A 24,664-nucleotide genomic window follows, 5' to 3' on the forward strand; every position below is an offset into this window, starting at 1 on the left:
CATCACAAGAGGAAGCCCAGGGAATGCCGTCCATTACCGCCAGGACTCTGCTCTCGTTTGCGGCCGCAGCTGCGTTCACGGTACTCGCGAGCCAGGCTGCGCTCGCACAGAAGAAATACGATCCGGGGGTCACCGACACTGAGATCAAGATCGGCAATGTCGAAGCCTATAGCGGCCCGGCGTCGGCCTATGGCGCGATCGGCAAGACCGAAGAAGCCTATTTCAAGATGATCAACGATCAAGGCGGCATCAACGGCCGCAAGATCAACTTCATCTCCTATGACGACGGCTACAGCCCGCCGAAGACGGTCGAACAGGTCCGCAAGCTGATCGAGAGCGACGAAGTGTTCCTGGTTTTCAACGCGCTGGGCACACCGACGCAGAGCGCCGTGCAGAAGTATCACAACGCCAAGAAGGTCCCGCAGCTGTTCGTGGCGACCGGCGCCAGCAAGTGGAACGACCCGAAGGACTTCCCCTGGACGATGGGCTTCCAGCCGAGCTACCGGGTCGAGGCGCGGATCTTCGCCAAATATATCCTGAAGGCCAAGCCCGATGCGAAGGTGGCGATCTTCTATGCCAATGACGATTTCGGCAAGGACTACGTCGCCGGCATCAAGGACGTGTTCGGCGACAGGGCCAAGAGCCTGATCGTGGCCGAAGAGAGCTACGAGACCACCGAGCCTTCGATCGACTCCCACATCGTCAAGCTCAAGGGCGCCGACGTCTTCGTCAACATCGCCACCCCGAAATTCGCGGCGCAGGCGATCAAGAAGATCGCCGAGCTCGAGTGGAAGCCGATGCAGATCATGACCGACGTGTCGATCTCGATCGGCGCGGTGATGAAGCCGGCCGGGCTGGAGGCTTCCGAAGGCGTGCTGTCGGCGCAATACATGAAAGACGCCTCGGATCCGCAGTGGAAGGACGATGAGGGCATGAAGAAATTCATGACCTTCGTCGACAAATACATGCCGGGCGCCAACATTTCCGATTCGAACCTCGTCTATGGCTATTCGGCTGCGCAGACCATGGTGCAGGTGCTGAAGCAGTGCGGCGACAATCTCACCCGCGAAAACGTGATGAAGCAGGCCGCGAGCCTGAAGGATTTCGCGCCTGATACGTTGATCCCGGGTATCACGATCAACACCAGTGCAACCGACTTTGCCCCGATCGAGCAGCTCAAGATGATGCAGTTCAAGGGCGGCAAGTGGGACTTCTTCGGCGACATCATCAGCGCCGATCTGGAGCGATAGGTCCGCCGCCACATTGGTGATCACCCCCTGCCCTTGCCGGAGAGGGTGATCACCCGCGGTGTGTCGACAGCGCTCTGCTCAGGATACTCCCGGCGCGAACAGCGCAAACGGCTCCTCGATCGTCTTGCGCAAGTGCTCGCGATAAAGCGCATAGTTCGGATCGGCGGGGGCGATGCGGCCCAGATTCGGCTCCGGCACCGACCTGACCGGCAACAGCGCGATCGGCGCCGCGATCGGGGTCAACAGCGAACCTCGGCCCGCGAGCAAGGTCGTGATGATGCCGTACATCTCGCCGGTGATGGTCGGACGCGACACCGTGATCAGCCGGTGCTGGCCGTGCCGATTCGTGACCAGATAGATGAAGCCGGACTGGTTGGGCACTGCGACCTCGCCGAACTGGGTGAACGCCGCATCCAGCCGCGCGCCTTCACGAAACACCAGTGACGAGGCCGCCTCGTCCCAGGCGATGTCGGTGCGATAGGCGTAGATCGCCTCCTTGTCGCCGAAGGACGGGCGCAAGGTCACGTAAGTGCCTTCGATCCATTCGACCGCACGGCGCGAATAGGAGCCGAGGCCATCCGGCGCAATCCCGCTTGCGATCGGCGCAGCCACCGGCGCGCTTGGCACCTTACGCAAGGGAACGCCGAGCGCCTGTTCCAGCCGCACGATTGTGGCCAGCGTGAACGGCCGGCGGCCGCCCAGCGCCTTCTCCAAGGTCGAGAGGCTGATCTTGGCCTGCTCGGCCAGCGTCTGGCGCGACACGCGCCGGCGTGCGATCTCCTCGCGGATCAAGTCCGCGACCTGGCGGCTCTGCTCGTCGGATAATTCGCTCTCCGGTATCGACATCCTGCCCCCTGCTCCGCGGCGCCGTCCTTTGTAGCAGACGGACATTGCCGGACAAACCCGCACAAAGCCGCCAACGACCCGGTCCGCACGGGACCGGCGAGACGGACCGCGGCCGAACAAGGCCGATCATTCTGCTCGCGACGTCAGGCGCTTGCCCACAGTCTCGCACGCACGGATTTGTTTCGTACGGGGAGCGACGAGATGACGATCGACGACAGAATTGATGGCGACACGATCTGCAGGTCTCACCCGGTCCTGCGGCGGATCGGAGCGGTGCTGCTGTTCCTGCTGGTGCAGGCCGCAGCCGTGCTGCTGGTCGGACTGACGGCGCTGCTTCTGAGTTTCGAACCCGGCTGGTCAGCCGAAGGGCCGATGGCGCCGCAGTCCAAGCCCGGCGAGGCCCGATCCGGCTCGCTCCTGTTCAAAACCGATGACGGCTACAGCGACGCGCCCCGGCTCGGCATCGATGTCGACATCACGGTGTCCGGGCCGACCGCACGTGCTCGCGTCACCCAGCTCTTCCGCAATCCGACCGACCATTGGATAGAGGCGGTCTATGTCTACCCGCTGCCGGCGGGCAGCGCGGTCGACACGCTGAAGATGGTGGTCGGCGACCGCGTCGTGATCGGCGACATCAAGGAACGCGAGCAGGCCAAGGTGATCTACGAGCAAGCCAAGCGCGACGGCAAGACCGCCGCGCTCACCGAACAGGAGCGACCGAACATCTTCACCAACTCACTCGCCAATATCGGACCGGGCGAGACGGTGCTGGTGCAGATCGAATATCAGGAGCCGGTCGCGCAGAACGGCACCGAGTTCTCGTTGCGCGTGCCGCTCGTGGTCGGACCGCGCTACAATCCGGCGCCGATCGTGCAGAGCGTCGAACTGCGCCCGGGCGGCAATGGCTGGGGCGCGGCGAGCAACGATCCGGTGCCGGATCGCGACTGCATCACGCCGCCGGTGCTCGATCCCGCCGAGAACGCGCCGGTGAATCCGACCCGCATCACCGTTCGCCTGCAAGCCGGCTTTCCGCTCGGCGACGTCAAGAGCCAGCATCATCAGGTCAGGATCGAGAGTCCGGATGCGAACACGCGCCTCATCACGCTGGCCGACGGCGTGGTGCCGGCGGACCGCGATTTCGAGCTGACCTGGAAGCCTGCGGCAGAGACGGCTCCGTCCGTCGGGCTGTTCCGCGAGCATGTCGGCGATGCCGACTATCTGCTCGCCTTCGTCACCCCGCCGGCAGTCGCCTCGACATCGCAACAACCGCTGCCGCGTGAGGTGATCTTCGTGATCGACAATTCCGGTTCGATGGGCGGCACATCGATCCAGCAGGCCAAGGCCAGCCTGCTCTATGCGCTCGGGCGGCTGCAGCCCACCGACCGCTTCAACGTGATCCGCTTCGACGACACGATGACCGTGCTGTTTCCGGCGTCGGTGCCGGCCGATCCTGAGCATGTCGGCCGCGCCGCAAGTTTCGTGAGCGGGCTCGATGCGCGCGGCGGCACCGAGATGGTGCCGGCGATGCGGGCCGCGCTGACCGACGACGGCAGCGAGACCGATCATGTACGTCAGGTCATCTTCCTCACCGATGGCGCCATCGGCAACGAGCAGCAATTGTTCGAGACCATCAGCGCGATGCGCGGCCGCTCCCGCATCTTCATGGTCGGCATCGGCTCAGCACCGAACACGTATCTGATGACCCGCGCCGCCGAACTCGGGCGCGGCGCCTTCACCCATATCGGCTCGGTCGATCAGGTCGAGGAGCGCATGCGCGGCCTGTTCGCGAAGCTGGAAAATCCCGCGGTGATCGGTCTTGTCGCCAGCTTCTCGAACGCATCTGCCGACCTTACGCCCGCGATCATTCCCGACCTCTATCGTGACGAGCCGCTGGTGCTGGCCGCCAAGCTCGACAAGCTCGAGGGCTCGCTGCAGATCAAGGGCCGAATCGGCGATCGTCCCTGGACGGTGACCCTGCCGCTGGCCGATACAGCCGAAGGCAAGGGCCTTTCCAAGCTGTGGGCGCGGCGCAAGATCAGCGACGCGGAGGTGGCGCGCACCACGCGGCAGATCACGCCTGACGAGGCCGACAAGACCATCCTGAAGCTCGCGCTGGAGCATCAGCTGGTGACGCGCTTGACCAGCCTCGTCGCCGTCGACCGGACGCCGCGTCGTCCTGCCGGTGAACCGCTGAAGCTGAGCGGGCTGCCGATCAACCTTCCCGCCGGCTGGGATTTCGACAAGGTGTTTGGCGAGCGCATGCGCGCGCCAGCCGCGCCGGCCGAACGTCGCGCCCAGGCCGATGGCAATGTGCAGGTCGCGGCATTGAAGCGGCCGACCGTGCCGCCCCCGGCGCCGAACACGATCACGCTGCCGAAGACGGCGACGGATGCGGAGCTCAGCATGATGCTCGGCGCGGGGCTGTTAATGCTGAGCCTGGCAATGTGGGGCTTTGCCCGGCGACGCGCAGCTATCACCTGAAGCGACTGTCTGGCCCCACCTCACGTTCAGTCGTCATTGCGAGGAGCGAAGCGACGAAACAATCCAGAGTCGCGCACGAAGCTCTGGATTGCTTCGCTTCGCTCGCAATGACGCAAAGGGACCTCGTATGCTCCGCCTCGTTCCCTTGTTCTTCGCCGTGATCGGCATCGCCCTTTTTGGCCATGGCGCTTACATCCATGCCAAGGCGCTTTTCGCCCAGGTGTTGCTGGAACGCGCCTTTGCCGAGACCGTGACGACGGGCCGGCCGATCAAGCCGTGGTCCTGGGCTGATACCTATCCGGTGGCCCGCATCGACGTGAAACGAATTCATGCCAGCGCGCTCGCGCTCGCGGGTTCAAGCGGTCAGGCACTCGCCTTCGGCCCAGGGCATGTGGAGCTGACTGCCGAGCCCGGCGAGCGCGGTGTGGCCGTCTATGCCGCGCATCGCGATACGCATTTCCGTTTCCTTCGCGATGTGCGAATCGGCGATGAGATCGATGTGACCCGGAGCGACGGCAAGATGTTTCGCTATCGTGCCGATTCGACAGATGTCGTGCGATTCGATGCGAGCGGCATCGATCCTGCAAGCAGCGGTCACGCGTTGATGCTATCGACCTGCTGGCCGTTCGACGCCGTTCGCTCGGGACCGGAGCGGTATGTCCTGCATGCGACCATGATCGCCCCGGGCGAGTGACCGCGCCCCTCCGCCACGCGTTGGGAAAGAAGGCGGATATTGGCATTTGTCATCCGGCCGGCGCCGTGAGATGCTGGTTCCATATGCGGCGCATCGCGACGACAGTCTTCAGAGCTCATGCATTCGGAAGCCCAATATCTGCCGATCACGCCCAGACTGTTCGCCGTCCTGGTGCTGGTGTTCGGCATCCTCATCATCCTGATCCAGCTCCGTATCCTGCGCTATGCCTATATGAAGCTCGGGATCAGCTCAGGCGCGGCGATGCTGCTCTTGTTCGGCTCGCTGATCGGCAGCTATTTCAACATCCCGCTCACTGTGCTGCCGACCCAAGAAGTGCGGTCCGGCGAGATCATCGATTTCTTCGGTATGCAATATGTCGTGCCGCTGGTGCATCAGTGGCCGGGCACGGTGCTCGCAGTGAACGTCGGCGGCGCGGTGATTCCGACCATCATGTCGACCTATCTCGTGCTGCGCTATCAGCTCTGGCTGCGCGCGGCGATCGCCGTGATCGCGATCGCCATCATCATCCATGCCATGGCAACGCCGGTCCGTGGCGTCGGCATCGCTGTGCCGGTATTCGCCCCCGTCGTGGTCACCGCGATCCTCGCCTTCCTGCTGTCGCGCGACTATGCCGCGCCGCTTGCCTATATCGGCGGCTCGATGGGGACGCTGATCGGCGCCGACCTGATGAATCTCGACAGGATCGGCAGCCTGGGCGCCCCGGTGGCCTCGATCGGCGGTGCGGGAACTTTCGACGGCATCTTCCTGACCGGCATTCTTGCCGTGCTGCTCGCCGGCATCGCCGCTCCATCGCGCCCGGGGCTGGCACGATGAGGCGCTGCGGCGCCAAGCTTTCCAGCAGCCCGCTTCGTCGCTAAAGTCACCGCCGGATCATCGGCGTTCGTCCGCCGCCACGATGGGCATCATGCGCGCAACCAACCTCATCATCGGCACCCTGACGCTTGCGGCCGTCGCCGCAGGCATCGGCGGCACGTTGATCACGCAGAAGCTGCGCATGGCCCAGCAGCGCAGCCCGTTGCGTGTGGTGTTCGACGGCGGCTCGGCCTCCGGCCTGCGCAAGGGTGGCCCGGTCAATTTCGACGGCGTTCAGGCCGGGCAGATCGTGTCGGTGACGCTGGAGAGCCCGCGCAAGGTCGTGGCTCTGGTGCTGCTCGACAAGAGCGCGCCGATCCGCAAGGACACCACCGCCGGCATCGAATTCCAGGGACTGACCGGGATCGCGGCCGTCTCCCTGGTTGGCGGCGCGCCGACCGCGCCTCCGGTGCCTCTGGACAAGGATGGCATCCCGGTCCTCACGGCCGACTTGAAAGACCAGGAAACGATGGTCGAGACGGTGCATAACGTCGACAAATTCATCGTCAGCAATGAGCCGGCCGTGAAGGACGCGCTGCAGACGTTCGAGTCGGAGACCGCCTCGTTGAAGGAGAAGAGTGACGCGATCGACGCTGCCATCGACAAGGCCGAGGATGCCTTCAGGGGCTTCGACAAGCTCGTGACCCGGATCGATGATGCGATCCCAGGCTTCGGCCATGGCGATGCGCATGACCTGACCGAGCGGCTGAAATCCGTCCGCGAGTTGGCCGACGACTTCAGGCAGAAATCAGCAAGGCTGATGGAAGACAGCAGAAAGTCCCTGTCTGACGTCAGCGAGAGCGCCAATGCGATGAGCGCCAAGCTCGGCGCAGCGTCGCCCACGGCGCCAGCGCCTGGACCGCGGCGGATGCCTGCGAGGCGGCACTAGGCACAATCGCCCAGCCTCATTCCACTGTCGTCCCGGGCAAGCCTGGCAACGCGCAGCGTTGTCGGGCGCCGACCCGGGACCCATAGAGACCATCATGTGGCAGCACGCTGGAGCACAGCCCGCCCCGCAACACCCGCCTGTGGTTATGGATCCCCGCTTTCGTGGGGACGACACCGCAGTTGTGGCTGTGATCGTGGATCTTGCCAACCGAGGACCACAGCCGAGTTTCTCTTCACCGATCTCAATGGCTGATCATCCACGGCCGCGCGGTCGGAAACCCCTTGGCGCCGCTCCTGGACTTCGTCATTAGCCGGGCCGGCTTCTTCGGCGAGCAGCAGCCGCAGCCTGCGCCGTGCTTGGCCTTGTATTCGGCAACCGTCTGCGGCGCGTGCCGGCTGCGCTCGTTGGTCGCATGCGCCGTACGCCGCTCCGCCGGCATGCAGGCAAAGGCCGGCGCGGTGAGGATCACGCGCGGCGCCATGTCGGAACATTGCGGACAGGCCTGCGGATCATCGCATTCCGCCATCGGACGCATGTCAGTGAACGGACCGCAGGCATCACAGAGATATTCGTAGACCGGCATCGTCGTCTCGTCCCGTTCTATTGATGTTCGATTCAAGGACATTCGAAGTGGATGCGGGGCAGCCAAAGGGACTGTCCCGCATCCTTGTCGCCCAGGGAGGAGATTTATTTGTCCGGCGAGATCGGCATCTGGATGTCGCCAGTGATGTGCTTCACGGGGCCTGCGGCTGACGGCATCACGTCGAAGTCGAAGATCTCGGTCGGCAGCCACAGCGTGGCGCAGGCGTTGGGCACATCGACCACGCCCGAGATGTGGCCCTGCACCGGCGCCGTACCGAGGATCGAATAGGCCTGGGCGCCGGAGTAGCCGAACTTCTTCAGATACTCGATCGCGTTGAGGCAGGCCTGGCGGTAGGCGATGTGTACATCGAGATAGTGCTGCTGGCCGGCCTCATCGACCGAGATGCCCTCGAAGATCAGGTAATCGCGGTAGTTCGGCGTGATCGGCGACGGCTTGAAGATCGGGTTCTTGATGCCGTATTTCGACACACCGTCCTTGATGACGTCGACCTTGATGTGCAGCCAGCCGGCCATCTCGATGGCGCCGCAGAAGGTGATCTCGCCGTCACCCTGGCTGAAGTGCAGATCGCCCATCGAGAGGCCGCCGCCCGGCACATAGACCGGAAAGTAGATCTTCGAGCCGCGCGACAGGTCCTTGATGTCGCAATTGCCGCCATGCTCGCGCGGCGGCACGGTGCGGGCGCCTTCTGCGCCGATCTTAGCCTTGACGTCACCGGTGGCCTTTCCGGCATGGGCCGTCGGCGCGAACGGCGGATTGGCGAGACCCGGTACGCGGGTCGGGTTGGTCGCGATCAGTGCGGTCTCGCGCTCGTTCCAGGTCGACAGTAGTTTCGGATCGGGCAGGCAGCCGATCAGGCCGGGATGAATCAGGCCGGCGAAATTCACGCCCGGCACGTGCCGCGACGACGTGAACATGCCCTTGATGTCCCAGATCGACTTCTGCGCCAGCGGGAAATGATCGGTCAGGAAGCCGCCGCCATTTTGCTTCGAGAAGAAGCCATTGAAGCCCCACAGGCTTTCCTTCAAGGGCCCGACGTCGAGCAGGTCGACGACCAGCAAATCTCCGGGCTCGGCGCCCTTGACGCCGATCGGCCCCGAGAGGAAGTGCACGATCGACAGATCGATGTCGCGGACGTCGTCGGCAGAATCGTTGTTCTTGATGAAGCCGCCGGTCCAGTCATAGGTCTCGATGATGAAGTCATCGCCGGGCTTGACCCACGCCACCATCGGAATGTCCGGGTGCCAGCGGTTGTGCACCATGTCGTTCTCGTAGGCCGATTTGGTGAGATCGACCTTGATCAGTGTCTCTGGCATCAAATGCTCCCCTTCTTACTCGCCTTGGCTGCTTGCTTGGACGGACTGGTTAGACGGACAAATATTTGGAGACCTGCGCGGCATCGACGGAGTCGCGCGGATCGTCGCGCACGATCTCGCCGTTCTCGATCACCAGCACACGGTCGGCGATGTCGAGCGCGAAGCTCAGGACCTGCTCGGAGACGACGATCGACAGTCCCTTCTGATCGCGGATGCGCTTCAAGGTGCGCGCCATCTCCTTGATGATCGACGGCTGAATGCCCTCGGTGGGCTCGTCGAGCAGCAGCACTTTCGGCTTGGTCGCGAGCGCGCGGGCAATCGCGAGCTGCTGCTGCTGGCCGCCGGAGAGATTGCCGCCGCGGCGGCCTTTCATCTCGAGCAGGACGGGAAACAGCTCATAGATGTCGCCGGGGACTTCCGACTCGCCGGAGACGACAAGGCCGGTCTCGATGTTCTCCTTCACCGTCATGGTGGAGAAGATCATGCGGCCCTGCGGCACATAGGCGAGGCCCTTGGCCACGCGCTCATAGCTCTTCAGGCCCGACAGCTCGGTGCCGTCCATGTCGATCGAGCCGCTCTTCGCGGGCAGGATGCCCATCAGCGACTTCATCAGCGTGGTCTTGCCCATGCCGTTGCGGCCCATGATCGCGACGATCTCGTTCGGCGCGACCTTGACGTTGAGGCCATGCAGCACCTCGCTCTGGCCATAGGCGACATGGAGATCGGAGATTGCGAGCATCACGCCTGCTCCTTGTTCGTTGCCAGGACGAGTTGTTTCTTCTCCCCTCCCCCTTGCGGGGAGGGGTCGGGGGTGGGGGTACCCCCCACGACGTATGCGCGCTTGGGTACCCCCCTCCCCAACCCTCCCCCGCAAGGGGGGAGGGAGCACACTGCCGCTGCCGCGCTCACGTGCCTCGATGCGTACATGCTCAATGCCCCAGATAGACTTCGACGACCTTGGGATCGTTCTTGACCTTCTCCATCGTGCCCTCGGAGAGGATCTGCCCCTGGTGCAGCACGGTGACCTTGTGCGCGATGTCCTCGACGAACTTCATGTCGTGCTCGATCACCAGCACCGAACGGTCCTTGATGATGCGGTTGAGCAACTCGGCAGTCTTGGCGCGCTCGCTGACGCTCATGCCGGCGACCGGCTCGTCCAGCATCAACAGATCCGGATTCTGGATCAGCAGCATGCCGATCTCGAGCCACTGCTTCTGGCCGTGGCTCAGCTCGTCAGCATAGGTGTCGAGACGATCCTTCAGGAAGATCATCTCGGCGACCTCCTCGACGCGTTCCTTGACCGCCGCATCGCGCTGAAAGGTCAGCGACCCGAACACGGTGCGGCCGCGCGGATAGGAGATCTCCAAATTCTCGAACACGGTGAGATCCTCGAACACCGACGGGGTCTGGAATTTCCGGCCCACCCCGGCCTGGACGATCTCGTTCTCCCGCAACCTCGTCAGCTCCTTGCCGCGGAACTGGATCGAGCCCGACGTCGCTTTGGTCTTGCCGCAGATCAGGTCGAGCACAGTGGTCTTGCCGGCACCGTTCGGGCCGATGATGACGCGGATCTCGTTCTCCTCGACGTACAAGGAGAGGTTGTTGACCGCCTTGAATCCGTCGAAGGAGACGGTGAGCGCTTCGACCGCGAGCAGGAAATCCTTGGGCTGATGACCGATGAGCATATCGTCTCTCCTCACTCTGCCGGTGCGCCGTTGGCCACCAGGCCATTGCCGGATTTCTTGGTGCGCGAAGCCAGCAGGCGATCGATGCGCGGCTGCACATGGTCGCCCCAGATGCCCGCAAGGCCATTGGGGAAGGCGAGCACGACGGCGATGAACAGCGCGCCCAGGCCGAACAGCCACAGCTGCGGAAAAGATTCCGAAAGGCTGGTCTTGGCGAAATTGACCAGGATGGTGCCGTAGATGGCGCCGAAGATCGACATGCGACCGCCGACTGCGGTGTAGATCACCATCTCGATCGAGGGCACGATGCCGACGAAGGAGGGCGACATGAACCCGACTTCGAGCGTGAACAGCGCGCCGCCGATCGCCGCGAAAATTGCAGCAGCACAGAAAGCGAAGATCTTGAAATTGGCGACGCTGTAGCCGGAGAAGCGGACACGATCCTCCTGCTCGCGCATCGCCACCAGGATGCGCCCGAGCTTGGTCAGGCGGATGAACTGCGCCGCCATGATGCAGGCGAACAGCAGGACCACCTCGACAAAGTAGAGAATATATTTGGCGTGGTCAGTGCGGATATCCCAGCCGAGCAGCGTGCGCAGATCGGTGATGCCGTTGACGCCGCCGGTATAGCCCTGCTGGCCGATGATCAGGATGCCGAGGATCGCGGCGATCGCCTGGGTGATGATGGCGAAGTAGACGCCGCCGACCCGGCGCTTGAACATCGCCGCGCCGATGATGAAGGCGAAGAGGCCGGGCACCAGGATGATCGCGGCCAGCGTGAAAGGGAAGCTGTGAAACGGCTTCCAGAAGAACGGCAATGCAGTGAGCTGATTCCAGTCCATGAAATCGGGAATCCCCGGCGTGGACTGGATCTTGGTGTTCTCGACGCTGGATGCCTCGAGTTTGAGGAACATCGCCATGCAGTAGCCGCCGAGGCCGAAGAACACCCCCTGCCCGAGACTCAGGATGCCGCCATAGCCCCAGCACATCACGAGCCCAATCGCGACAAAGGCATAAGTGAGATATTTGGCGACCAGATTGAGCCGGAACACATCCAACGTCAGCGGCAGGATGACCACGAGCAGAAGCAGCAGCGAGACGAAGCCGATAAGTTCGGAGCGGTTGAAGAAGCGCGCGTTGATGATCATGACCGTGCTTTCTTGTTGAGGCTCGACCCTGCGCGGCCTATTTGCGGACCTTGAGAGCGAACAGGCCCTGCGGGCGCAGCATCAGGATCGCGACGATCGCGAGCAGCGTGATGACCTTGGCCATCGATCCCGACATGAAGAACTCGAGCGTCGAGTCGGTCTGCGAGATGGTGAAGGCAGATGCGATGGTGCCGAGCAGGCTGGCGGCGCCGCCGAACACGACAACGAGGAAAGTGTCGACGATATAGAGCTGGCCAGCGGTCGGCCCGGTCGAGCCGATCATGGTGAAGGCGCTTCCGGCGACGCCCGCGATGCCGCAGCCGAGACCGAAGGTGTAACGATCGACCCTTTCGGTGTTGATGCCGACGGCGCCGGCCATCACGCGGTTCTGCACGACCGCGCGCACCTGCTTACCCCAGCGCGACCAGAACAGCACATAGGCCACCACCAGCGTGATCAGGATGGTGAGTGCCATCACGAACATGCCGTTGATCGGGATCTGGATGGAGTCGGTCGCCTGCCAGGAGCCCATCATCCACTCCGGCAGCTCGACACCGACCTCGCGGGCGCCGAACACCGAACGGTAGGCCTGCTGCAGGATCAGGCTGAGACCCCAGGTCGCGAGCAGCGTATCGAGCGGGCGCTTGTAGAGGGTGCGGATCAGAGCCCACTCGACCAGCATGCCGAGCGCACCGGATGCGATGAAGGCCAATATCATCGCGACGAAGAAATAGCCGGGAAACAATGAGGGCAGGAATTGCTGGAAGGCGTTCGACGTCATCCAGGTGACGTAGGCGCCGAGGATCATGAACTCGCCATGCGCCATGTTGATGACGCCCATCTGGCCGAAGATGATAGCGAGCCCCAGCGCCATCAGCACATAGACCGAAAACAGGATGAGTCCCGCAAAGCCCTGCATCGCGAAGATGGCCCCGAGATCACCGAGTGAGTAGTCGCCGAACATGGTCTGTCCTCTCAGGCGAAGTGCCCCGTGCTTGGAGATCGATCTCTCTGAGGATTAGCTCTACTCCCCTCCCCCTTGCGGGGAGGGGTCGGGGGTGGGGGTCCCCAATCACAGTCTTTGCTGGGTACCCCTCTCCCCAACCCTCCCCCGCAAGGGGGAGGGAGCGCAGCTGTGTCGGCGCAACAACGTCGCGTTACCGTGCGCCGTTTGAGAGCGCCTTACTGATAGCCCTTCGGGAACGGATCGGGCTCGACCAGATCGGCGGTCTCGTAGATCAGCTCGTATTGACCGTCCGCCTTGGCGCGGCCGACACGGGTCTTCGACCACAGATGGTGGTTCTCGTGGATCCGGACATAGCCCTCTGGCGCGCCCTTGAATTCGACGCCGGGCGAGGCGGCCGCGATCTTGTCGATATCGAAGCTGCCGGCCTTCTCCACCGTCAACTTCCACAGCCACGGTCCGAGATAGGCGGCCTGGGTCACGTCGCCGATCACGGTCTTTTCGCCCCACATCTTCTTGAACGCGGCAACGAACGCCTTGTTGTTCGGATTGTCGAGCGACTGGAAGTACTTCATGCAGGCATAGGCGCCCGCGATGTTCTCGCCGCCGATACCGTCGATCTCGTCCTCAGTGACGGAGATGGTCAGCAAGGTCTGCTTCGACATGTCGATGCCGGCCGCCTTGAGCTGCTTGTAGAAGGCGACGTTGGAACCACCGACGATGATCGCATAGATCACGTCCGGCTTGGTCAGCTTGATCTTGTTGATGACCGAGTTGAATTGCGTGTGGCCGAGCGGGAAATATTCCTCGCCGACGACCTTGCAACCCTGCAGATGGTTCTCGATGTGCTTGCGCGCGATCTTGTTCGAGGTGCGCGGCCAGATGTAGTCGGAGCCCAGCAGATAGAACGTCTTGGCGCCCTTGGTCTTGTTGACCCAATCGAGGCCGGCGATGATCTGCTGCGTCGCTTCCTGGCCGGTGTAGATGACGTTCTTGGACTGCTCGAGGCCTTCGTAGAAGGTCGGGTAATAGAGCATGCCGTTATACTGCTCGAATACCGGCAGCACCGCCTTGCGCGACGCCGAGGTCCAGCAGCCGAACACGGACGCGCATTTGTCGTTCACGAGCAGCTTCTTGGCTTTCTCGGCGAAGGTCGGCCAGTCGCTGGCGCCGTCCTCCTGGATGAACTTGATCTTGCGGCCGAGCACGCCGCCTTGCGCGTTGATCTGCTCGATCGCGAGCTTCTCGGCTTCCACCGAACCGGTCTCGGAGATCGCCATCGTGCCCGTAACCGAATGGAGGATGCCGACGGTCACCTCGCTATCAGTGACTGCGAGCCCGGTCGTATTCACCGCGGAAGTTGCAGGCACGTCGGCCAATGACGGCCGCGGCAGCATGGTAAGGGCCGGGATTGCCGCCATTCCCATCAGCAATTGGCGCCGCAGCGGCGATTTCAGGCCTCGTTCGATATCGTCTGACATGACCACCCCATTTTTCGGTTCGATGACTCTCGGGTCGGACGAAGAATGGCGCGGTTCGTGCACTGCACGGATACGCAAGATTGCGTATACTGCACCGCAAAAGCGCGACGTAGGCTCTGCGCAGCGATCACGAGGGGCGGGACGGACTTGGGCAAGGACCGCTACGGTTCAGGAGTTTAGGGAGTGGCAGGGCGGCAGCGGATAGACCGCGTCAGGCGCCAATATAATCAGTGGGTCGCCAACCAGACGTTGGAGGATTACGCGCTTCGGTTCACGGCCAAGAGCGCGCGGCGTTGGTCCGCCGCTCGCGTCGCCAACACGGCGCTGGGCGCGATCTCGTTTCTGGCACTGGAGGCGATCGGCGGCACGATCACGTTGAACTACGGCGTGACCAATGCGACCGCGGCGATCCTGGTGGCGAGCATCATCATCTTCTGTTGCGGGCTGCCGATCGCGTACCAAGCCGCCAAATGCGGCATCGACATCGACCTGCTGACCCGCGGCGCCGGCTTCGGCTATATCGGCTCGACGGTCACCTCGCTGATCTACGCGAGCTTCACCTTCATCTTCTTCGCGATCGAGGCGGTGATCCTGGCTTCGGCGCTGGACATGTGCTTCGGCATTCCGCGGCCGATCGGCTATCTGATCAGCGCCGTCGTGATCATCCCGCTGGTAACATATGGAATCACGCTGATCAGCCGCTTCCAGCTCTGGACGCAGCCGCTCTGGGTGGTGCTGCACATCCTGCCCTTTGCCGCCATCGCCTATGCGAGCCCGCATTCGTTCGCCGACTGGCAACAGTTCCCGGGCGAGCACGGCGATCCCGCCGGTCATCTCGATCTGGCGTTGTTCGGCACCGCAGCCGCCGTGGTGTTCTCGCTGGTCGCGCAGATCGGCGAGCAGGTCGACTTCCTGCGCTTCCTGCCGCGCGACCAGCGCACATCGAAGCGGTCGTGGTGGATCGCCCTGCTGTCGGCCGGCCCTGGCTGGATCGTGCTTGGTGCTCTCAAGCTGCTGGCTGGATCGTTCCTGGCGTTCTTTGCACTCAGTCACGGCGTGCCGGCCGAGCGGGCCGCCGAGCCGGCTCATATGTATCTCGAAGCCTTTCGCTACGTGCTGGCTCAGCCTGACCTCGCGCTGGCCTTGACCGGCACCTTCGTGATTCTGTCCCAGATCAAGATCAACGTCACCAACGCCTATGCCGGTTCGATCGCCTGGTCGAACTTCTTCTCGCGCCTGACCCACAGCCATCCCGGTCGCGTCGTGTGGCTGGTGTTCAATGTCGTGGTGGCGCTGCTCCTGATGGAGATCGGCGTCTACAAGGCGCTCGAACAGACGCTGGCGCTCTACTCCAACATCGCGATCTCCTGGGTCGGCGCACTGGTGGCCGATCTCGTCATCAACCGCCCGCTCGGCTTGCGACCGCAGCATATGGAATTCAAGCGCGCGCACCTCTACGATATCAATCCGGTCGGTGTCGGGGCGATGACGATCGCAACCATCGTCTCGATCTGCGCCTTCTACGGCCTGTTCGGTCCGACCGCAAAGGCGCTGTCGACCTTCGTTGCGCTTGGGGTTGCGCTGATAACGGCTCCCGCGATCGCCTATCTCACCGACGGCAAGTATTATCTGGCCCGCAAGCCGAAACGAAGCTGGCAGACCATCGAGCGGATCCAGTGCTGCATCTGCGAGCACCATTTCGAGCCGGAGGACACCACCTCCTGCCCCGCCTATGCCGGCCCGATCTGTTCGCTATGCTGCTCGCTCGATGCGCGCTGCCACGACCTGTGCAAGCCGCACGCGCGCGTGCAGGCTCAGCTCGCGGCCGCACTCGGCGGCATGCTGCCGGAACGGATCCTGGTGCGGATCAATTCGCAGCTCGGCCATTATCTCGGCGTGTTCGTGACTTCGGCCGGCCTCGTCGCGCTCACGCTCGGCATGATCTATCTGGAGACCTCCGCCGCGCAGCCGGCAGACAGGCAGGTCATCTCGGACGTCCTGTGGAAGGTCTTCTTCGCGCTCTCCATCATCATCGGCGTCGTCACGTGGCTGTTCGTGCTGGCACAGCAAAGCCGCCGTGCCGCGGAAGCCGAGACGCGACGGCAGACCCAGCTCCTGATCGCGGAGATCGAGGCCCATAAGCGCACCGATGCCGAGCTGCAGCGCGCCAAGGAGGTGGCCGAATCCGCCAATCTCGCCAAGAGCCGCTACGTGGTCGGGCTGAGCCACGAGCTGCGCTCGCCGCTCAATGCGATCTCCGGCTACGCGCAGCTTCTCGAGCAAGACGCCAGCCTGCCGCCCAAGCCCCGCGATCAGGTGCGCGTGGTCAGGCGTAGCGCCGACCATCTTTCCGGCCTGATCGACGGCATTCTCGATATCTCCAAGATCGAGGCCGGCCGGCTTTACCTCTCGCGAGACGAGGTGCGCCTGAGCGAATTCCTCGACCAGCTGGTCGGCATGTTCCGGCTGCAGGCCTCCGCCAAGGGCATCGATTTCGTGTTCAAGCGACCTGCCGTGCTGCCTGTCGTGGTCTATGCCGACGAAAAGCGGCTGCGGCAGATCCTGATCAACCTGCTGTCGAACGCGATCAAATTCACGCAAACCGGCAGCGTGCAGTTCGTCGTTCACTATCGCAGTCCCGTCGCGGAATTCGAGGTGATCGACACCGGCCCCGGCATCCAGCCGGACGACCTCGAGCGAATCTTTGCGCCGTTCGAGCGCGGTGCGCTCGGCGCCTCCCAGCCGCATACCGGCACCGGACTCGGGCTCACGATCAGCCGACTCCTGGCCGGCGTGATGGGCGGCGACATCAAAGTCACGAGCCAAGTGGGCATCGGCAGCACCTTCCGGGTCAAGATCCTGCTGTCGGAAGTCACCAACCCGACGCGGCACGCGCCGGTCAAGGCGCCCGTCTCCGGCTATCAGGGACCTCGGAAAACCATCCTCGTGACCGACGACGATCCCGTGCATCGCGATCTCCTGCGCGAGGTGCTGACGCCGCTCGGCTTCATCCTGCTCAGCGCGCCCGATGGCCCGGCGTGTCTTGCGCTTGCCCAGCACTGCCAGCCCGATCTCTTCATCCTCGACATCTCGATGCCCGGCATGGACGGCTGGACCGTCGCCGAGACCCTGCGCAACAGCGGCCATCATCATGCCCGCATCCTGATGACCTCGGCGAGCGCGCTGGAGGCGCACGGCCGGCCGCTGGCGCAGCCGTTCCACGACAGCTATCTGATGAAACCGATCGATATCCCGCGCCTGTTGGAAACGGTCCGGCAGTTGCTCAAGCTCGAATGGAGCTATGAGACCGACGCAATTGCCGTCCCGCATTGGCGGCCCGAAACGGGATCGCGGCCACCGCTGAAATATCTCGAAGAGCTGATCGGGCTCGGCCAGATCGGCTATATCCGGGCCATCCAGATCAAGCTCGACGAGATCGGCACCGAGCACCCGGAGCACGCCGATTTCGTGATGCAGATGCGCGCCCTGGTCGACCGTTTCGACCTCGATCAGTATATGGCAACCCTGAAGACCCTGCACGCCTATGAGCATTGACAGAAAACGCGACGTCGCGCTCGTGGTCGACGACTCGCCGGAGACCCTGCGGTTGTTGACCGACGCGCTCGACGGCATGGGCATGACCGTGATGGTGGCGCTCGACGGCGCGGGGGCGATGCGCATCGTCGACCAGATCACGCCCGACATCATCCTGCTCGACGCCGTCATGCCGGGCATGGACGGGTTCGAGACCTGCCGCAAGCTCAAGCGCGACGCAGGCTTGAGCAACGTGCCAGTGATCTTCATGACGGGGCTCGCCGACACCGAGCATATCGTGAAGGGACTTGACGCCGGCGGCGTCGACTACGTCACCAAGCCGATCGTGGTCCAGGAGATGCTGGCGCGCATCCGCGTGCACCTCGCGAATGCGCGCATGACACAGAGCGCGCGCGCCGCGCTCGACGTCTCCGGACGATTCCTGCTCGCCGTCGACCGAGACGGCCGGCTGATGTGGTCGACCCCTCAGGCGCAGAAGCTTCTGAACGACAGTTTTGGCACGAATGATACGCTGGTGTTGCCGGACTCATTGCGCCAATGGCTCGATCAGGCGCAAAAGGGCAAGGCCGTGGGCAAGGCTGCGGCTTCGATTCCGGATCGCCCGGAACTCAAACTCCATTACATGGGCAGCGCCGGCGCCAACGAGTTCCTGCTCAGGCTCTCCAAGGAATCGACCAGCGCGATGCCGGCCGAGTTCTCTAGCGAGTTCGGCCTGACCACCCGCGAGGGCGAGGTCTTGTCCTGGCTGTCCAAGGGCAAGACCAACCGCGACATCGCGCAAATCCTGGGACTTAGTCCGCGCACGGTCGACAAGCACCTTGAGCAGATCTACGCCAAGCTCGGTGTCGAGAACCGCACCGCGGCGGCAGCGATCGCGACCAGCGTGGCACGGCGGGAGACCTGAAGTTGTTATGTATGGGCGGCACGACAAGCGACGCTGTCGTCCCGGGCAAGCGAAGCGCAGACCCGGGACCCATACCGCGTGACGCAGCTGTAAGCTAAGATCGGTCGTTGCAGTCTTCGCGCAACAACATTCGCCGGTGGTAATGGATCCCCGCTTTCGCGGGGATGACGGCGGCATTTGGCGCAGCTGAAGAATGCCACTCGACGAGATTAACCATACACGAACGCCTTGTCGTCGAGATCGATCGCAGGAATCTCGTCCTTCTCGGCCCAGTAATCCTGGCTGTGCTGCCATTCCGGCTTGTCGCCACGCTTGGGCAACAGATGCATGTTGCGCATCATGTAGCCAGGGTTGAAGTTCTCCGGATCGATCCAGGGCAAGAGCGGCATGTTGTGGTCCTCGGAGCGCAGCGCCGGCACCACCTTGCGAACGCCCATCCCCTTCATGTGCTTGAGCAGCCGGCAGACGAAGTCCGCCACCAGGTCCGTGCGCAAGGTCCAGCTGGCCCGGAAATAGCCGAACACCCAGGCCATGTTCGGCACGCCCGTGAACATCATGCCGCGATAGGTCACGGTATCCGCAAAATCGAGCGGCTTGCCGTCGATAGTGAAGGCAATGTCGCCGAGCATGCACAGGTTGAATCCGGTCGCGGTGATGACGATGTCGGCGTGCAGCTCGTCGCCGGACTTGAGCTTGATGCCGCTCTCGGTGAAACGTTCGATCTCGTCGGTCACGACAGAGGCCTTGCCGCTCTTGATGCCTTCGAACAGGTCGGCATCGGGAACGAAGGCAATGCGCTGCCGCCACGGCCGGTAGCTCGGCGTGAAATGCTTGGCCGCGTATTCGGGACCGAGGATCGCTGCGATCTGACCGACCAGCTCCTTCTTCACCTGCTCCGGCTCGGCGATGCAGCGCTTGGTGAACCAGTCCTGCTCGAACAGGATCTTGCGCCGCACGATCTCGTGGATCCATTCCTCCTTGACCTGGAGCCGGCGCAGCTCCTCGGCGAGCTCGATCGCATTGCGGCCGATCCGGAAATAGGTCGGCGATCGCTGCAGCATGGTGACGTGGGCGCATTGGCCGGCGATGGCCGGCAGGATCGTTGCCGCGGTCGCGCCGGAGCCGATCACGACCACCCGCTTGCCTTCGAGTTCGATGTCTTCAGGCCATCGCTGCGGATGCACGATGCGGCCCTTGAACTTGGCCATGTCAGGCCATTCCGGCGTGTAGCCTTCCGAATGGCGGTAATAGCCTTGGCACATCCAGAGGAAATTGGCGGTGAAGCGCACCGGCGTTTCGTCAGTCCCCTTCACCGCTTCGATCGTCCATAGATTGCTCGCGCTCGACCAACTCGCCGAGACGATCCTGTGCCCGTATCGGATGTGCGGGCCGAGATCGTTCTCCTGGATGACCTCGCCCATGTAGTTCATGATTTCCTGGGCCGTCGCGATCGGCGGCCCTACCCACGGCTTGAAGCTGTAGCCGAAGGTGTGCAGATCGCTGTCCGAGCGAATGCCGGGATAGCGATGCGTGCGCCAAGTTCCGCCGAAACTCTCCTGGCTCTCGAGAATGACGAAGCTGGTCTCAGGCAACTGCCTGGTCAGGTGATAGGCGCTGCCGATACCGGAGATACCAGCTCCGACGATCAGCACCTCGAAATGTTCGGTGGCGTGAGACGCCGACGCCTCCCGCATGGGCGCGATGACATTCATTCTTATTCGCCTTGAGCTTGATTTTTGGCTTGGTTTCCTCAGCCTTCAGGCTGGACCCGATTGCGCGTTCGGTCAACTGATCACCGCGCACGGTCCGACTATTCGATCCGCATCAATTTCCGTCGAGCGGCATGCCCCATTGCCGCGCGGTCTGCATGATCCAGTCCCGGTATAATGTCAGCGGCGTCACGCCGGTCAGTCCGCCACAGCCGTCGGTAACGTTTGGGCCGGTGGACCAGGAAATGACGCCGATCACGGCAGGCCCCGCTTGCTGCTGCTCGAACGCGGGTCCGCCGGAATCTCCGGTGCAAGCACCGAGTCCGGGCTTCGTACCTTGTGTCACCGGATCGACCAGCCTGATCTGCAAGCTACCGGGTTTGCCCGTGGCGACGAGGGACGCCGTTCGAACCACGCCGCCACTCTTGCCGTCGCCTCTGATCGTGACGCCGATGCCTGCGATGGCAAAGGCATTGCCGGCATCGAGCGGAAGCTGCGGGACGCCGAGCATCGCGGGCGAGCGATCCCTGGCCGGTGCATCCAGTTCCAACAGCGCGACATCGGCGGTCGCACGATGCGCCTGGATCGATTGGATGTTGAAGGCGGGATGAACCGCGACGCGTCGGACCGTCTTGAGCTGCGGCTTGCGCTCGCGATCATATTCCACGATGCGGTAGTCGGCACCGGGCTGTACGCAATGCCCGGCCGTCAGCACCAGCTTCGGCGCGATCAGTGCTCCGCTACAGAAATTACCGCGCGAGCCGACGATGGTCACGACTGAACGGCCGACGGCATCGTTCGAAGACGGTGCGCCGCCGACGATGGCGGCGGCCGGAGAGATGCCGAGCAGCAAGACGGCTGCGGTTCTGAGGACGAGCTTCATCGTATTCAGCCATAGCGTCTGGCGCCGATATCGCCAAGCAGTACGCTGCGTGCTAGCGATGTCGCTGCAGGACAATCGGCGAGGAAATGATGGTCGAGGCGGTGATTTTTGATTTTGGCGGGGTGCTGACGACTTCGCCCTTTGAGGCGTTCGCCCGGTTCGAACAGGAATGCGGCTATCCTGCCGACATCATCCGCAACACCAACGCCGCCAATCACCTGGAAAACGCCTGGGCGAAATTCGAACGCGCCGAGATCGATCTCGACGCCTTCGACCGCCTGTTCGCGGAGGAATCGCTCGCGCTCGGCGGCGCCGCGGTGCGCGGCAGGGAGGTGCTGCCGCTGCTTGCGGGCGACCTGCGCCCGGACATGGTCGAGGCGCTGATGCGCATCGGCGAGCAGTTCAAGACCGGCTGTATCACCAACAATCTGCCGGCCAATGCGATCGGCAGCCAGGCCGGGCGCTCGCTCTATGTCGCCGAGGTGATGGCGCTGTTCGACCATGTGATCGAGTCCGCCAAGATCGGGCTGCGCAAACCGGATCCGCGCATCTACCAGATGATGACCGAGGCGCTCGGGGTTCGTCCCGAACGCTGCGTCTATCTCGACGATCTCGGCGTCAATCTGAAGCCCGCTCGCGAGATGGGGATGACCACGATCAAGGTTACGAACGCGGCTCAGGCGATCGCAGAGCTCGAGACCGCAACGGGGATGAAGCTGAGCTAGTCCTGCGTTATTGTGAGCGAACCAAAGCAATCCAGCGTCACACAAAGAGGCTGGATTGCGTCGGCGCATGCGCGCCTCGCAACGACGAAGGGTTAATAGTTGCTCTGCTTCGCCCGCTCCGGAAACGCGGCCGCGAGCGAGGCGCTATCCGCATTCAGCACGCCGCGCTCGGTGATGAGGCCGGTCACCAGCCGCGCCGGCGTCACGTCGAAACCGTAATTCGCCACGGGCGATCCCGGCGGCACGATGCGCACGGTCTCGATCCGCCCGTCGGCGGTTCGGCCGGTCATATCGGTCACCTCGCTGGCGCTGCGCTGCTCGATCGGGATCTGCCGGCCGTCGGCCACCGCGAAGTCGATGGTCGGCGACGGCAGCGCGACATAGAACGGCACGCCGTTGTCGTGCGCCGCCAGCGCTTTCAGATAAGTGCCGATCTTGTTGCAGACGTCGCCATTGGCGGCAACGCGGTCGGTGCCGACGATCACAAGATCGACCATGCCGTGCTGCATCAGGTGCCCGCCGGTATTATCCGGAATGACGGTGTGCGCGACGCCATGATGGCCGAGCTCCCACGCGGTCAGCGAGGCGCCCTGGTTACGTGGCCTGGTCTCGTCGACCCAGACATGGATCGGAATGCCACGATCAGCAGCGAGGTAGATGGGGGCGGTCGCCGTACCCCAGTCCACGGTCGCGAGCCAGCCGGCATTGCAGTGGGTCAGTACATTGACCGGCTCGCCCGGCTTCTTTTGCGCGGCAATCGCCTCGATCACCTCCAAGCCGTGCTGCGCGATGCCCTGATTGATGACGACATCCTCGCCGGCGATATCGACAGCACGGGAATAGGCGGCGCCTTGCCGCTCCGACGGCGCCAGCCGGCGCAGCATCGCGGCCATGGTGTCGAGCGCCCATTTCAGGTTGATCGCGGTCGGCCGCGTCGCCAGCAGCATCTGGTAGGCACGGTCGATCGCCTGGTCGGAGCGGTCGTCACGCATGGCGAGCGCCATGCCGAAGGCGGCCGTAGCGCCGATCAGCGGCGCCCCACGCACCAGCATCGTGCGGATCGCCTCCGCGGCTTCCTCGCAGGTGGTCAGCTTAGCAACGACGAATTCATGCGGCAGCCGGCGCTGGTCGATGGCGGCGACCGACCAGCCGTCGGCGTCGAGCCAGATACTGCGGTAATGCCTGCCGTCGACCTTCATCCGCGCGTCCTCCTCTCAGGGCTGGCTCCGCAACACCCGTCCTGCCACTGCATCGAGCTTCTTGAGCAGTTCAGGATCGCGGGCCTCCGGCGCCGTGATCAGCGCCGCATCGAGCGCCCGGTCCGAGCCGATCGGACAGGCCTCATGTTCGCGCGGGAATTCCTGCGCGAGCCGGGCAACGAGAGCCTTGGCCTTCTCCGCATTCGTCGTCAACACGCGGATGATGTCCTGCACGGTCACTGCGTCGTGGTCCGGATGCCAGCAGTCGAAATCCGTGACCATCGCCACGGTCGCGTAGCAGATCTCGGCTTCGCGCGCGAGCTTCGCCTCCGGCATGTTGGTCATGCCGATCACGGAATAGCCAAGCTCCTTGTAGGTCATGCTCTCGGCATAGGTCGAGAATTGTGGACCTTCCATGCAGACATAGGTGCCGCCGCGCCCGATCGGAATGCCTTCCGCTTCCGCCGCTGCGGCCAGATGGATGCGCAATCGCGGCGACACCGGATGCGCCATCGACACATGGGCGACGCAGCCCTTGCCGAAGAAGGAGCTCTCGCGCTTGTAGGTCCGATCGACGAACTGATCCACCAGCACGAATGTGCCGGGCGGCAGATCCTCCTTGAACGATCCGCACGCCGACAGCGACACCAGATCGGTCACGCCGGCCCGCTTCAGGACGTCGATGTTGGCCCGATAATTAATGTCCGAGGGCGAGAGCCGATGGCCCTTGTCATGGCGCGGCAGGAAGACGATCGGCAGGCCGGCGATCACGCCTCGGCGCAACGGCGCAGAGGGCTCGCCCCAAGGGCTGGCGATCACCTCGTCACGTGCATTCTCAAGTCCCGGGAGATCATAAATCCCGGACCCGCCGATAATGCCGAGAACTGACTTTGTCATGCTCACCCCATCTCACGTCCGGGGATAAGCTATGCCAGCTTTGATCGGATTTGAGAACCGGCGGCGAGAGGTCCACCCGAAGATGTGACCCTCGTGAGCGCATCAGGCAGCGGTGGCGGCCTGCAACTGGCCTGAGACCAGCCGCTCCAAAGTTGCGATCGACTGGAAGTTCTCCGGCGTGATCTGCTCTTGCGGAATGGTGAAGTCGAACTCGGCCTCGACCGCAAGCATCAGGTTGACCATGTCCATCGAGGTGAGCCCGGCGTCGACCAGCAGCACTTCGGGGGAGAGTTCGGCCGAAATGGAGTTCTGCGCGAGAATCCCGCGCACCAACGCCACGATCCTGCTGCGAACATCGGTTTCCGCCCCTTGCATATACGCCCTCTCAACTCTCACAATTTCCGAAAATCCATCGCGGTATGCCCACCCGAAAATAACGCGACCATGTTGTAAAATCAGCCGCGCGCGTGGCGGCTTTCTCTCGCATTTGATCTTAAGGCTAACATCTTGGTGACAATTTGCCGAATCGAAAGAACCGGAAGTTAACCGCCGCGCCCGGATTAG

General features: G+C 63.3%; 21 protein-coding genes. 8 read left to right on the top strand and 13 right to left on the bottom strand.

Annotated features, from left to right (window positions below):
• The first annotated feature begins 23 nt into the window (after positions 1 to 23).
• Positions 24 to 1,250 carry an ABC transporter substrate-binding protein gene (locus QXZ85_RS06445; RefSeq protein WP_316173793.1) on the top strand — a complete coding sequence of 409 codons (1,227 nt, stop codon included), beginning with the start codon at positions 24 to 26 and terminating at the stop codon, positions 1,248 to 1,250.
• A 78-nt stretch (positions 1,251 to 1,328) separates the two neighbouring features.
• On the opposite strand, the gene QXZ85_RS06450 is transcribed toward QXZ85_RS06445, so the two are convergent.
• Complete coding sequence (locus tag QXZ85_RS06450) at positions 1,329 to 2,096, bottom strand: helix-turn-helix transcriptional regulator (RefSeq protein ID WP_315702676.1); 768 nt, start codon at positions 2,094 to 2,096, stop codon at positions 1,329 to 1,331.
• A 201-nt stretch (positions 2,097 to 2,297) separates the two neighbouring features.
• Between QXZ85_RS06450 and QXZ85_RS06455 the strand changes: the two genes are divergently transcribed.
• From QXZ85_RS06455 to QXZ85_RS06470, 4 genes are all read left to right on the top strand, one after another.
• Positions 2,298 to 4,577, top strand: coding sequence for a marine proteobacterial sortase target protein (locus QXZ85_RS06455; protein WP_316173795.1), 2,280 nt, complete (start codon positions 2,298 to 2,300; stop codon positions 4,575 to 4,577).
• Between the two features lie 127 nt (positions 4,578 to 4,704).
• A complete protein-coding gene (locus tag QXZ85_RS06460; RefSeq protein WP_315762483.1) occupies positions 4,705 to 5,271 on the top strand; it encodes a class GN sortase in 567 nt (188 codons plus the stop codon).
• Between the two features lie 117 nt (positions 5,272 to 5,388).
• Positions 5,389 to 6,105: a DUF1614 domain-containing protein gene (locus QXZ85_RS06465; protein WP_315762482.1), complete on the top strand. Its 717-nt coding sequence runs from the start codon at positions 5,389 to 5,391 to the stop codon at positions 6,103 to 6,105.
• Positions 6,106 to 6,196: 91 nt separating this feature from the next.
• Positions 6,197 to 7,033 carry an MlaD family protein gene (locus tag QXZ85_RS06470; RefSeq protein ID WP_315702672.1) on the top strand — a complete coding sequence of 279 codons (837 nt, stop codon included), beginning with the start codon at positions 6,197 to 6,199 and terminating at the stop codon, positions 7,031 to 7,033.
• A gap of 241 nt (positions 7,034 to 7,274) precedes the next feature.
• Here QXZ85_RS06470 and QXZ85_RS06475 read toward each other — a convergent pair whose 3' ends face one another.
• The 7 genes from QXZ85_RS06475 to urtA form a co-directional block, all read right to left on the bottom strand.
• On the bottom strand, positions 7,275 to 7,616 hold the full coding sequence (locus QXZ85_RS06475) for a zinc ribbon domain-containing protein (RefSeq protein ID WP_315702671.1): 342 nt from the start codon (positions 7,614 to 7,616) through the stop codon (positions 7,275 to 7,277).
• A 104-nt stretch (positions 7,617 to 7,720) separates the two neighbouring features.
• Complete coding sequence (fmdA, locus tag QXZ85_RS06480; protein ID WP_315744203.1) at positions 7,721 to 8,950, bottom strand: formamidase; 1,230 nt, start codon at positions 8,948 to 8,950, stop codon at positions 7,721 to 7,723.
• 49 nt (positions 8,951 to 8,999) lie between these two features.
• On the bottom strand, positions 9,000 to 9,689 hold the full coding sequence (gene urtE, locus QXZ85_RS06485) for an urea ABC transporter ATP-binding subunit UrtE (protein ID WP_315702669.1): 690 nt from the start codon (positions 9,687 to 9,689) through the stop codon (positions 9,000 to 9,002).
• Between the two features lie 190 nt (positions 9,690 to 9,879).
• Positions 9,880 to 10,635: an urea ABC transporter ATP-binding protein UrtD gene (gene urtD, locus QXZ85_RS06490; RefSeq protein WP_315702668.1), complete on the bottom strand. Its 756-nt coding sequence runs from the start codon at positions 10,633 to 10,635 to the stop codon at positions 9,880 to 9,882.
• A gap of 11 nt (positions 10,636 to 10,646) precedes the next feature.
• Positions 10,647 to 11,783 (bottom strand): urea ABC transporter permease subunit UrtC, encoded by a 1,137-nt coding sequence (urtC, locus tag QXZ85_RS06495; protein WP_315702667.1) that lies wholly within the window; start codon positions 11,781 to 11,783, stop codon positions 10,647 to 10,649.
• A gap of 37 nt (positions 11,784 to 11,820) precedes the next feature.
• Positions 11,821 to 12,747, bottom strand: coding sequence for an urea ABC transporter permease subunit UrtB (urtB, locus tag QXZ85_RS06500; RefSeq protein ID WP_315728192.1), 927 nt, complete (start codon positions 12,745 to 12,747; stop codon positions 11,821 to 11,823).
• Positions 12,748 to 12,965: 218 nt separating this feature from the next.
• A complete protein-coding gene (gene urtA / locus QXZ85_RS06505; protein WP_315702665.1) occupies positions 12,966 to 14,228 on the bottom strand; it encodes an urea ABC transporter substrate-binding protein in 1,263 nt (420 codons plus the stop codon).
• 183 nt (positions 14,229 to 14,411) lie between these two features.
• On the opposite strand from urtA, the gene QXZ85_RS06510 reads away from it, so the two are divergent.
• Both QXZ85_RS06510 and QXZ85_RS06515 read left to right on the top strand, forming a co-directional pair.
• Entirely contained in the window at positions 14,412 to 17,783 is a 3,372-nt protein-coding gene (locus tag QXZ85_RS06510) for an ATP-binding protein (RefSeq protein WP_315702664.1), read from the top strand.
• Positions 17,773 to 18,687, top strand: a complete 915-nt coding sequence (locus QXZ85_RS06515) for a response regulator transcription factor (protein ID WP_315702663.1) — start codon at positions 17,773 to 17,775, stop codon at positions 18,685 to 18,687. Before QXZ85_RS06510 ends, QXZ85_RS06515 begins: the two co-directional genes overlap by 11 nt.
• A gap of 209 nt (positions 18,688 to 18,896) precedes the next feature.
• On the opposite strand, the gene QXZ85_RS06520 is transcribed toward QXZ85_RS06515, so the two are convergent.
• Both QXZ85_RS06520 and QXZ85_RS06525 read right to left on the bottom strand, forming a co-directional pair.
• Positions 18,897 to 20,399 (bottom strand): NAD(P)/FAD-dependent oxidoreductase, encoded by a 1,503-nt coding sequence (locus tag QXZ85_RS06520; protein WP_315702662.1) that lies wholly within the window; start codon positions 20,397 to 20,399, stop codon positions 18,897 to 18,899.
• Between the two features lie 112 nt (positions 20,400 to 20,511).
• A complete protein-coding gene (locus tag QXZ85_RS06525) occupies positions 20,512 to 21,279 on the bottom strand; it encodes a S1 family peptidase (protein WP_315702661.1) in 768 nt (255 codons plus the stop codon).
• An 86-nt stretch (positions 21,280 to 21,365) separates the two neighbouring features.
• Between QXZ85_RS06525 and QXZ85_RS06530 the strand changes: the two genes are divergently transcribed.
• Positions 21,366 to 22,004, top strand: coding sequence for an HAD-IA family hydrolase (locus tag QXZ85_RS06530; RefSeq protein WP_315702660.1), 639 nt, complete (start codon positions 21,366 to 21,368; stop codon positions 22,002 to 22,004).
• A 92-nt stretch (positions 22,005 to 22,096) separates the two neighbouring features.
• Here the strand turns inward: QXZ85_RS06530 and mtnA are convergent, their stop codons facing one another.
• The 3 genes from mtnA to QXZ85_RS06545 form a co-directional block, all read right to left on the bottom strand.
• Positions 22,097 to 23,203, bottom strand: coding sequence for an S-methyl-5-thioribose-1-phosphate isomerase (mtnA, locus tag QXZ85_RS06535; protein ID WP_315702659.1), 1,107 nt, complete (start codon positions 23,201 to 23,203; stop codon positions 22,097 to 22,099).
• A 15-nt stretch (positions 23,204 to 23,218) separates the two neighbouring features.
• Positions 23,219 to 24,100: an S-methyl-5'-thioadenosine phosphorylase gene (locus tag QXZ85_RS06540; RefSeq protein ID WP_315702658.1), complete on the bottom strand. Its 882-nt coding sequence runs from the start codon at positions 24,098 to 24,100 to the stop codon at positions 23,219 to 23,221.
• 102 nt (positions 24,101 to 24,202) lie between these two features.
• Positions 24,203 to 24,475 carry a phosphopantetheine-binding protein gene (locus QXZ85_RS06545; protein WP_315769370.1) on the bottom strand — a complete coding sequence of 91 codons (273 nt, stop codon included), beginning with the start codon at positions 24,473 to 24,475 and terminating at the stop codon, positions 24,203 to 24,205.
• Positions 24,476 to 24,664: the final 189 nt, after the last annotated feature.

Origin of the sequence: Bradyrhizobium sp. SZCCHNGR1005, assembly GCF_032489995.1 — a bacterium.
GTDB lineage: Bacteria > Pseudomonadota > Alphaproteobacteria > Rhizobiales > Xanthobacteraceae > Bradyrhizobium.

Coding starts and splice junctions, on each gene's coding strand:
- QXZ85_RS06455 (WP_316173795.1), top strand. CDS start 2,298: ATGACGATCGACGACAGAATTGATGGCGACACGATCTGCAGGTCTCAC.
- QXZ85_RS06545 (WP_315769370.1), bottom strand. CDS start 24,475: ATGCAAGGGGCGGAAACCGATGTTCGCAGCAGGATCGTGGCGTTGGTG.
- QXZ85_RS06470 (WP_315702672.1), top strand. CDS start 6,197: ATGCGCGCAACCAACCTCATCATCGGCACCCTGACGCTTGCGGCCGTC.
- urtD (WP_315702668.1), bottom strand. CDS start 10,635: ATGCTCATCGGTCATCAGCCCAAGGATTTCCTGCTCGCGGTCGAAGCG.
- QXZ85_RS06520 (WP_315702662.1), bottom strand. CDS start 20,399: ATGAATGTCATCGCGCCCATGCGGGAGGCGTCGGCGTCTCACGCCACC.
- mtnA (WP_315702659.1), bottom strand. CDS start 23,203: ATGAAGGTCGACGGCAGGCATTACCGCAGTATCTGGCTCGACGCCGAC.
- fmdA (WP_315744203.1), bottom strand. CDS start 8,950: ATGCCAGAGACACTGATCAAGGTCGATCTCACCAAATCGGCCTACGAG.
- QXZ85_RS06540 (WP_315702658.1), bottom strand. CDS start 24,100: ATGACAAAGTCAGTTCTCGGCATTATCGGCGGGTCCGGGATTTATGAT.
- QXZ85_RS06460 (WP_315762483.1), top strand. CDS start 4,705: ATGCTCCGCCTCGTTCCCTTGTTCTTCGCCGTGATCGGCATCGCCCTT.
- urtA (WP_315702665.1), bottom strand. CDS start 14,228: ATGTCAGACGATATCGAACGAGGCCTGAAATCGCCGCTGCGGCGCCAA.
- urtB (WP_315728192.1), bottom strand. CDS start 12,747: ATGTTCGGCGACTACTCACTCGGTGATCTCGGGGCCATCTTCGCGATG.
- QXZ85_RS06475 (WP_315702671.1), bottom strand. CDS start 7,616: ATGCCGGTCTACGAATATCTCTGTGATGCCTGCGGTCCGTTCACTGAC.
- QXZ85_RS06450 (WP_315702676.1), bottom strand. CDS start 2,096: ATGTCGATACCGGAGAGCGAATTATCCGACGAGCAGAGCCGCCAGGTC.
- QXZ85_RS06525 (WP_315702661.1), bottom strand. CDS start 21,279: ATGAAGCTCGTCCTCAGAACCGCAGCCGTCTTGCTGCTCGGCATCTCT.
- urtE (WP_315702669.1), bottom strand. CDS start 9,689: ATGCTCGCAATCTCCGATCTCCATGTCGCCTATGGCCAGAGCGAGGTG.
- urtC (WP_315702667.1), bottom strand. CDS start 11,783: ATGATCATCAACGCGCGCTTCTTCAACCGCTCCGAACTTATCGGCTTC.
- QXZ85_RS06465 (WP_315762482.1), top strand. CDS start 5,389: ATGCATTCGGAAGCCCAATATCTGCCGATCACGCCCAGACTGTTCGCC.
- QXZ85_RS06445 (WP_316173793.1), top strand. CDS start 24: ATGCCGTCCATTACCGCCAGGACTCTGCTCTCGTTTGCGGCCGCAGCT.
- QXZ85_RS06515 (WP_315702663.1), top strand. CDS start 17,773: ATGAGCATTGACAGAAAACGCGACGTCGCGCTCGTGGTCGACGACTCG.
- QXZ85_RS06530 (WP_315702660.1), top strand. CDS start 21,366: ATGATGGTCGAGGCGGTGATTTTTGATTTTGGCGGGGTGCTGACGACT.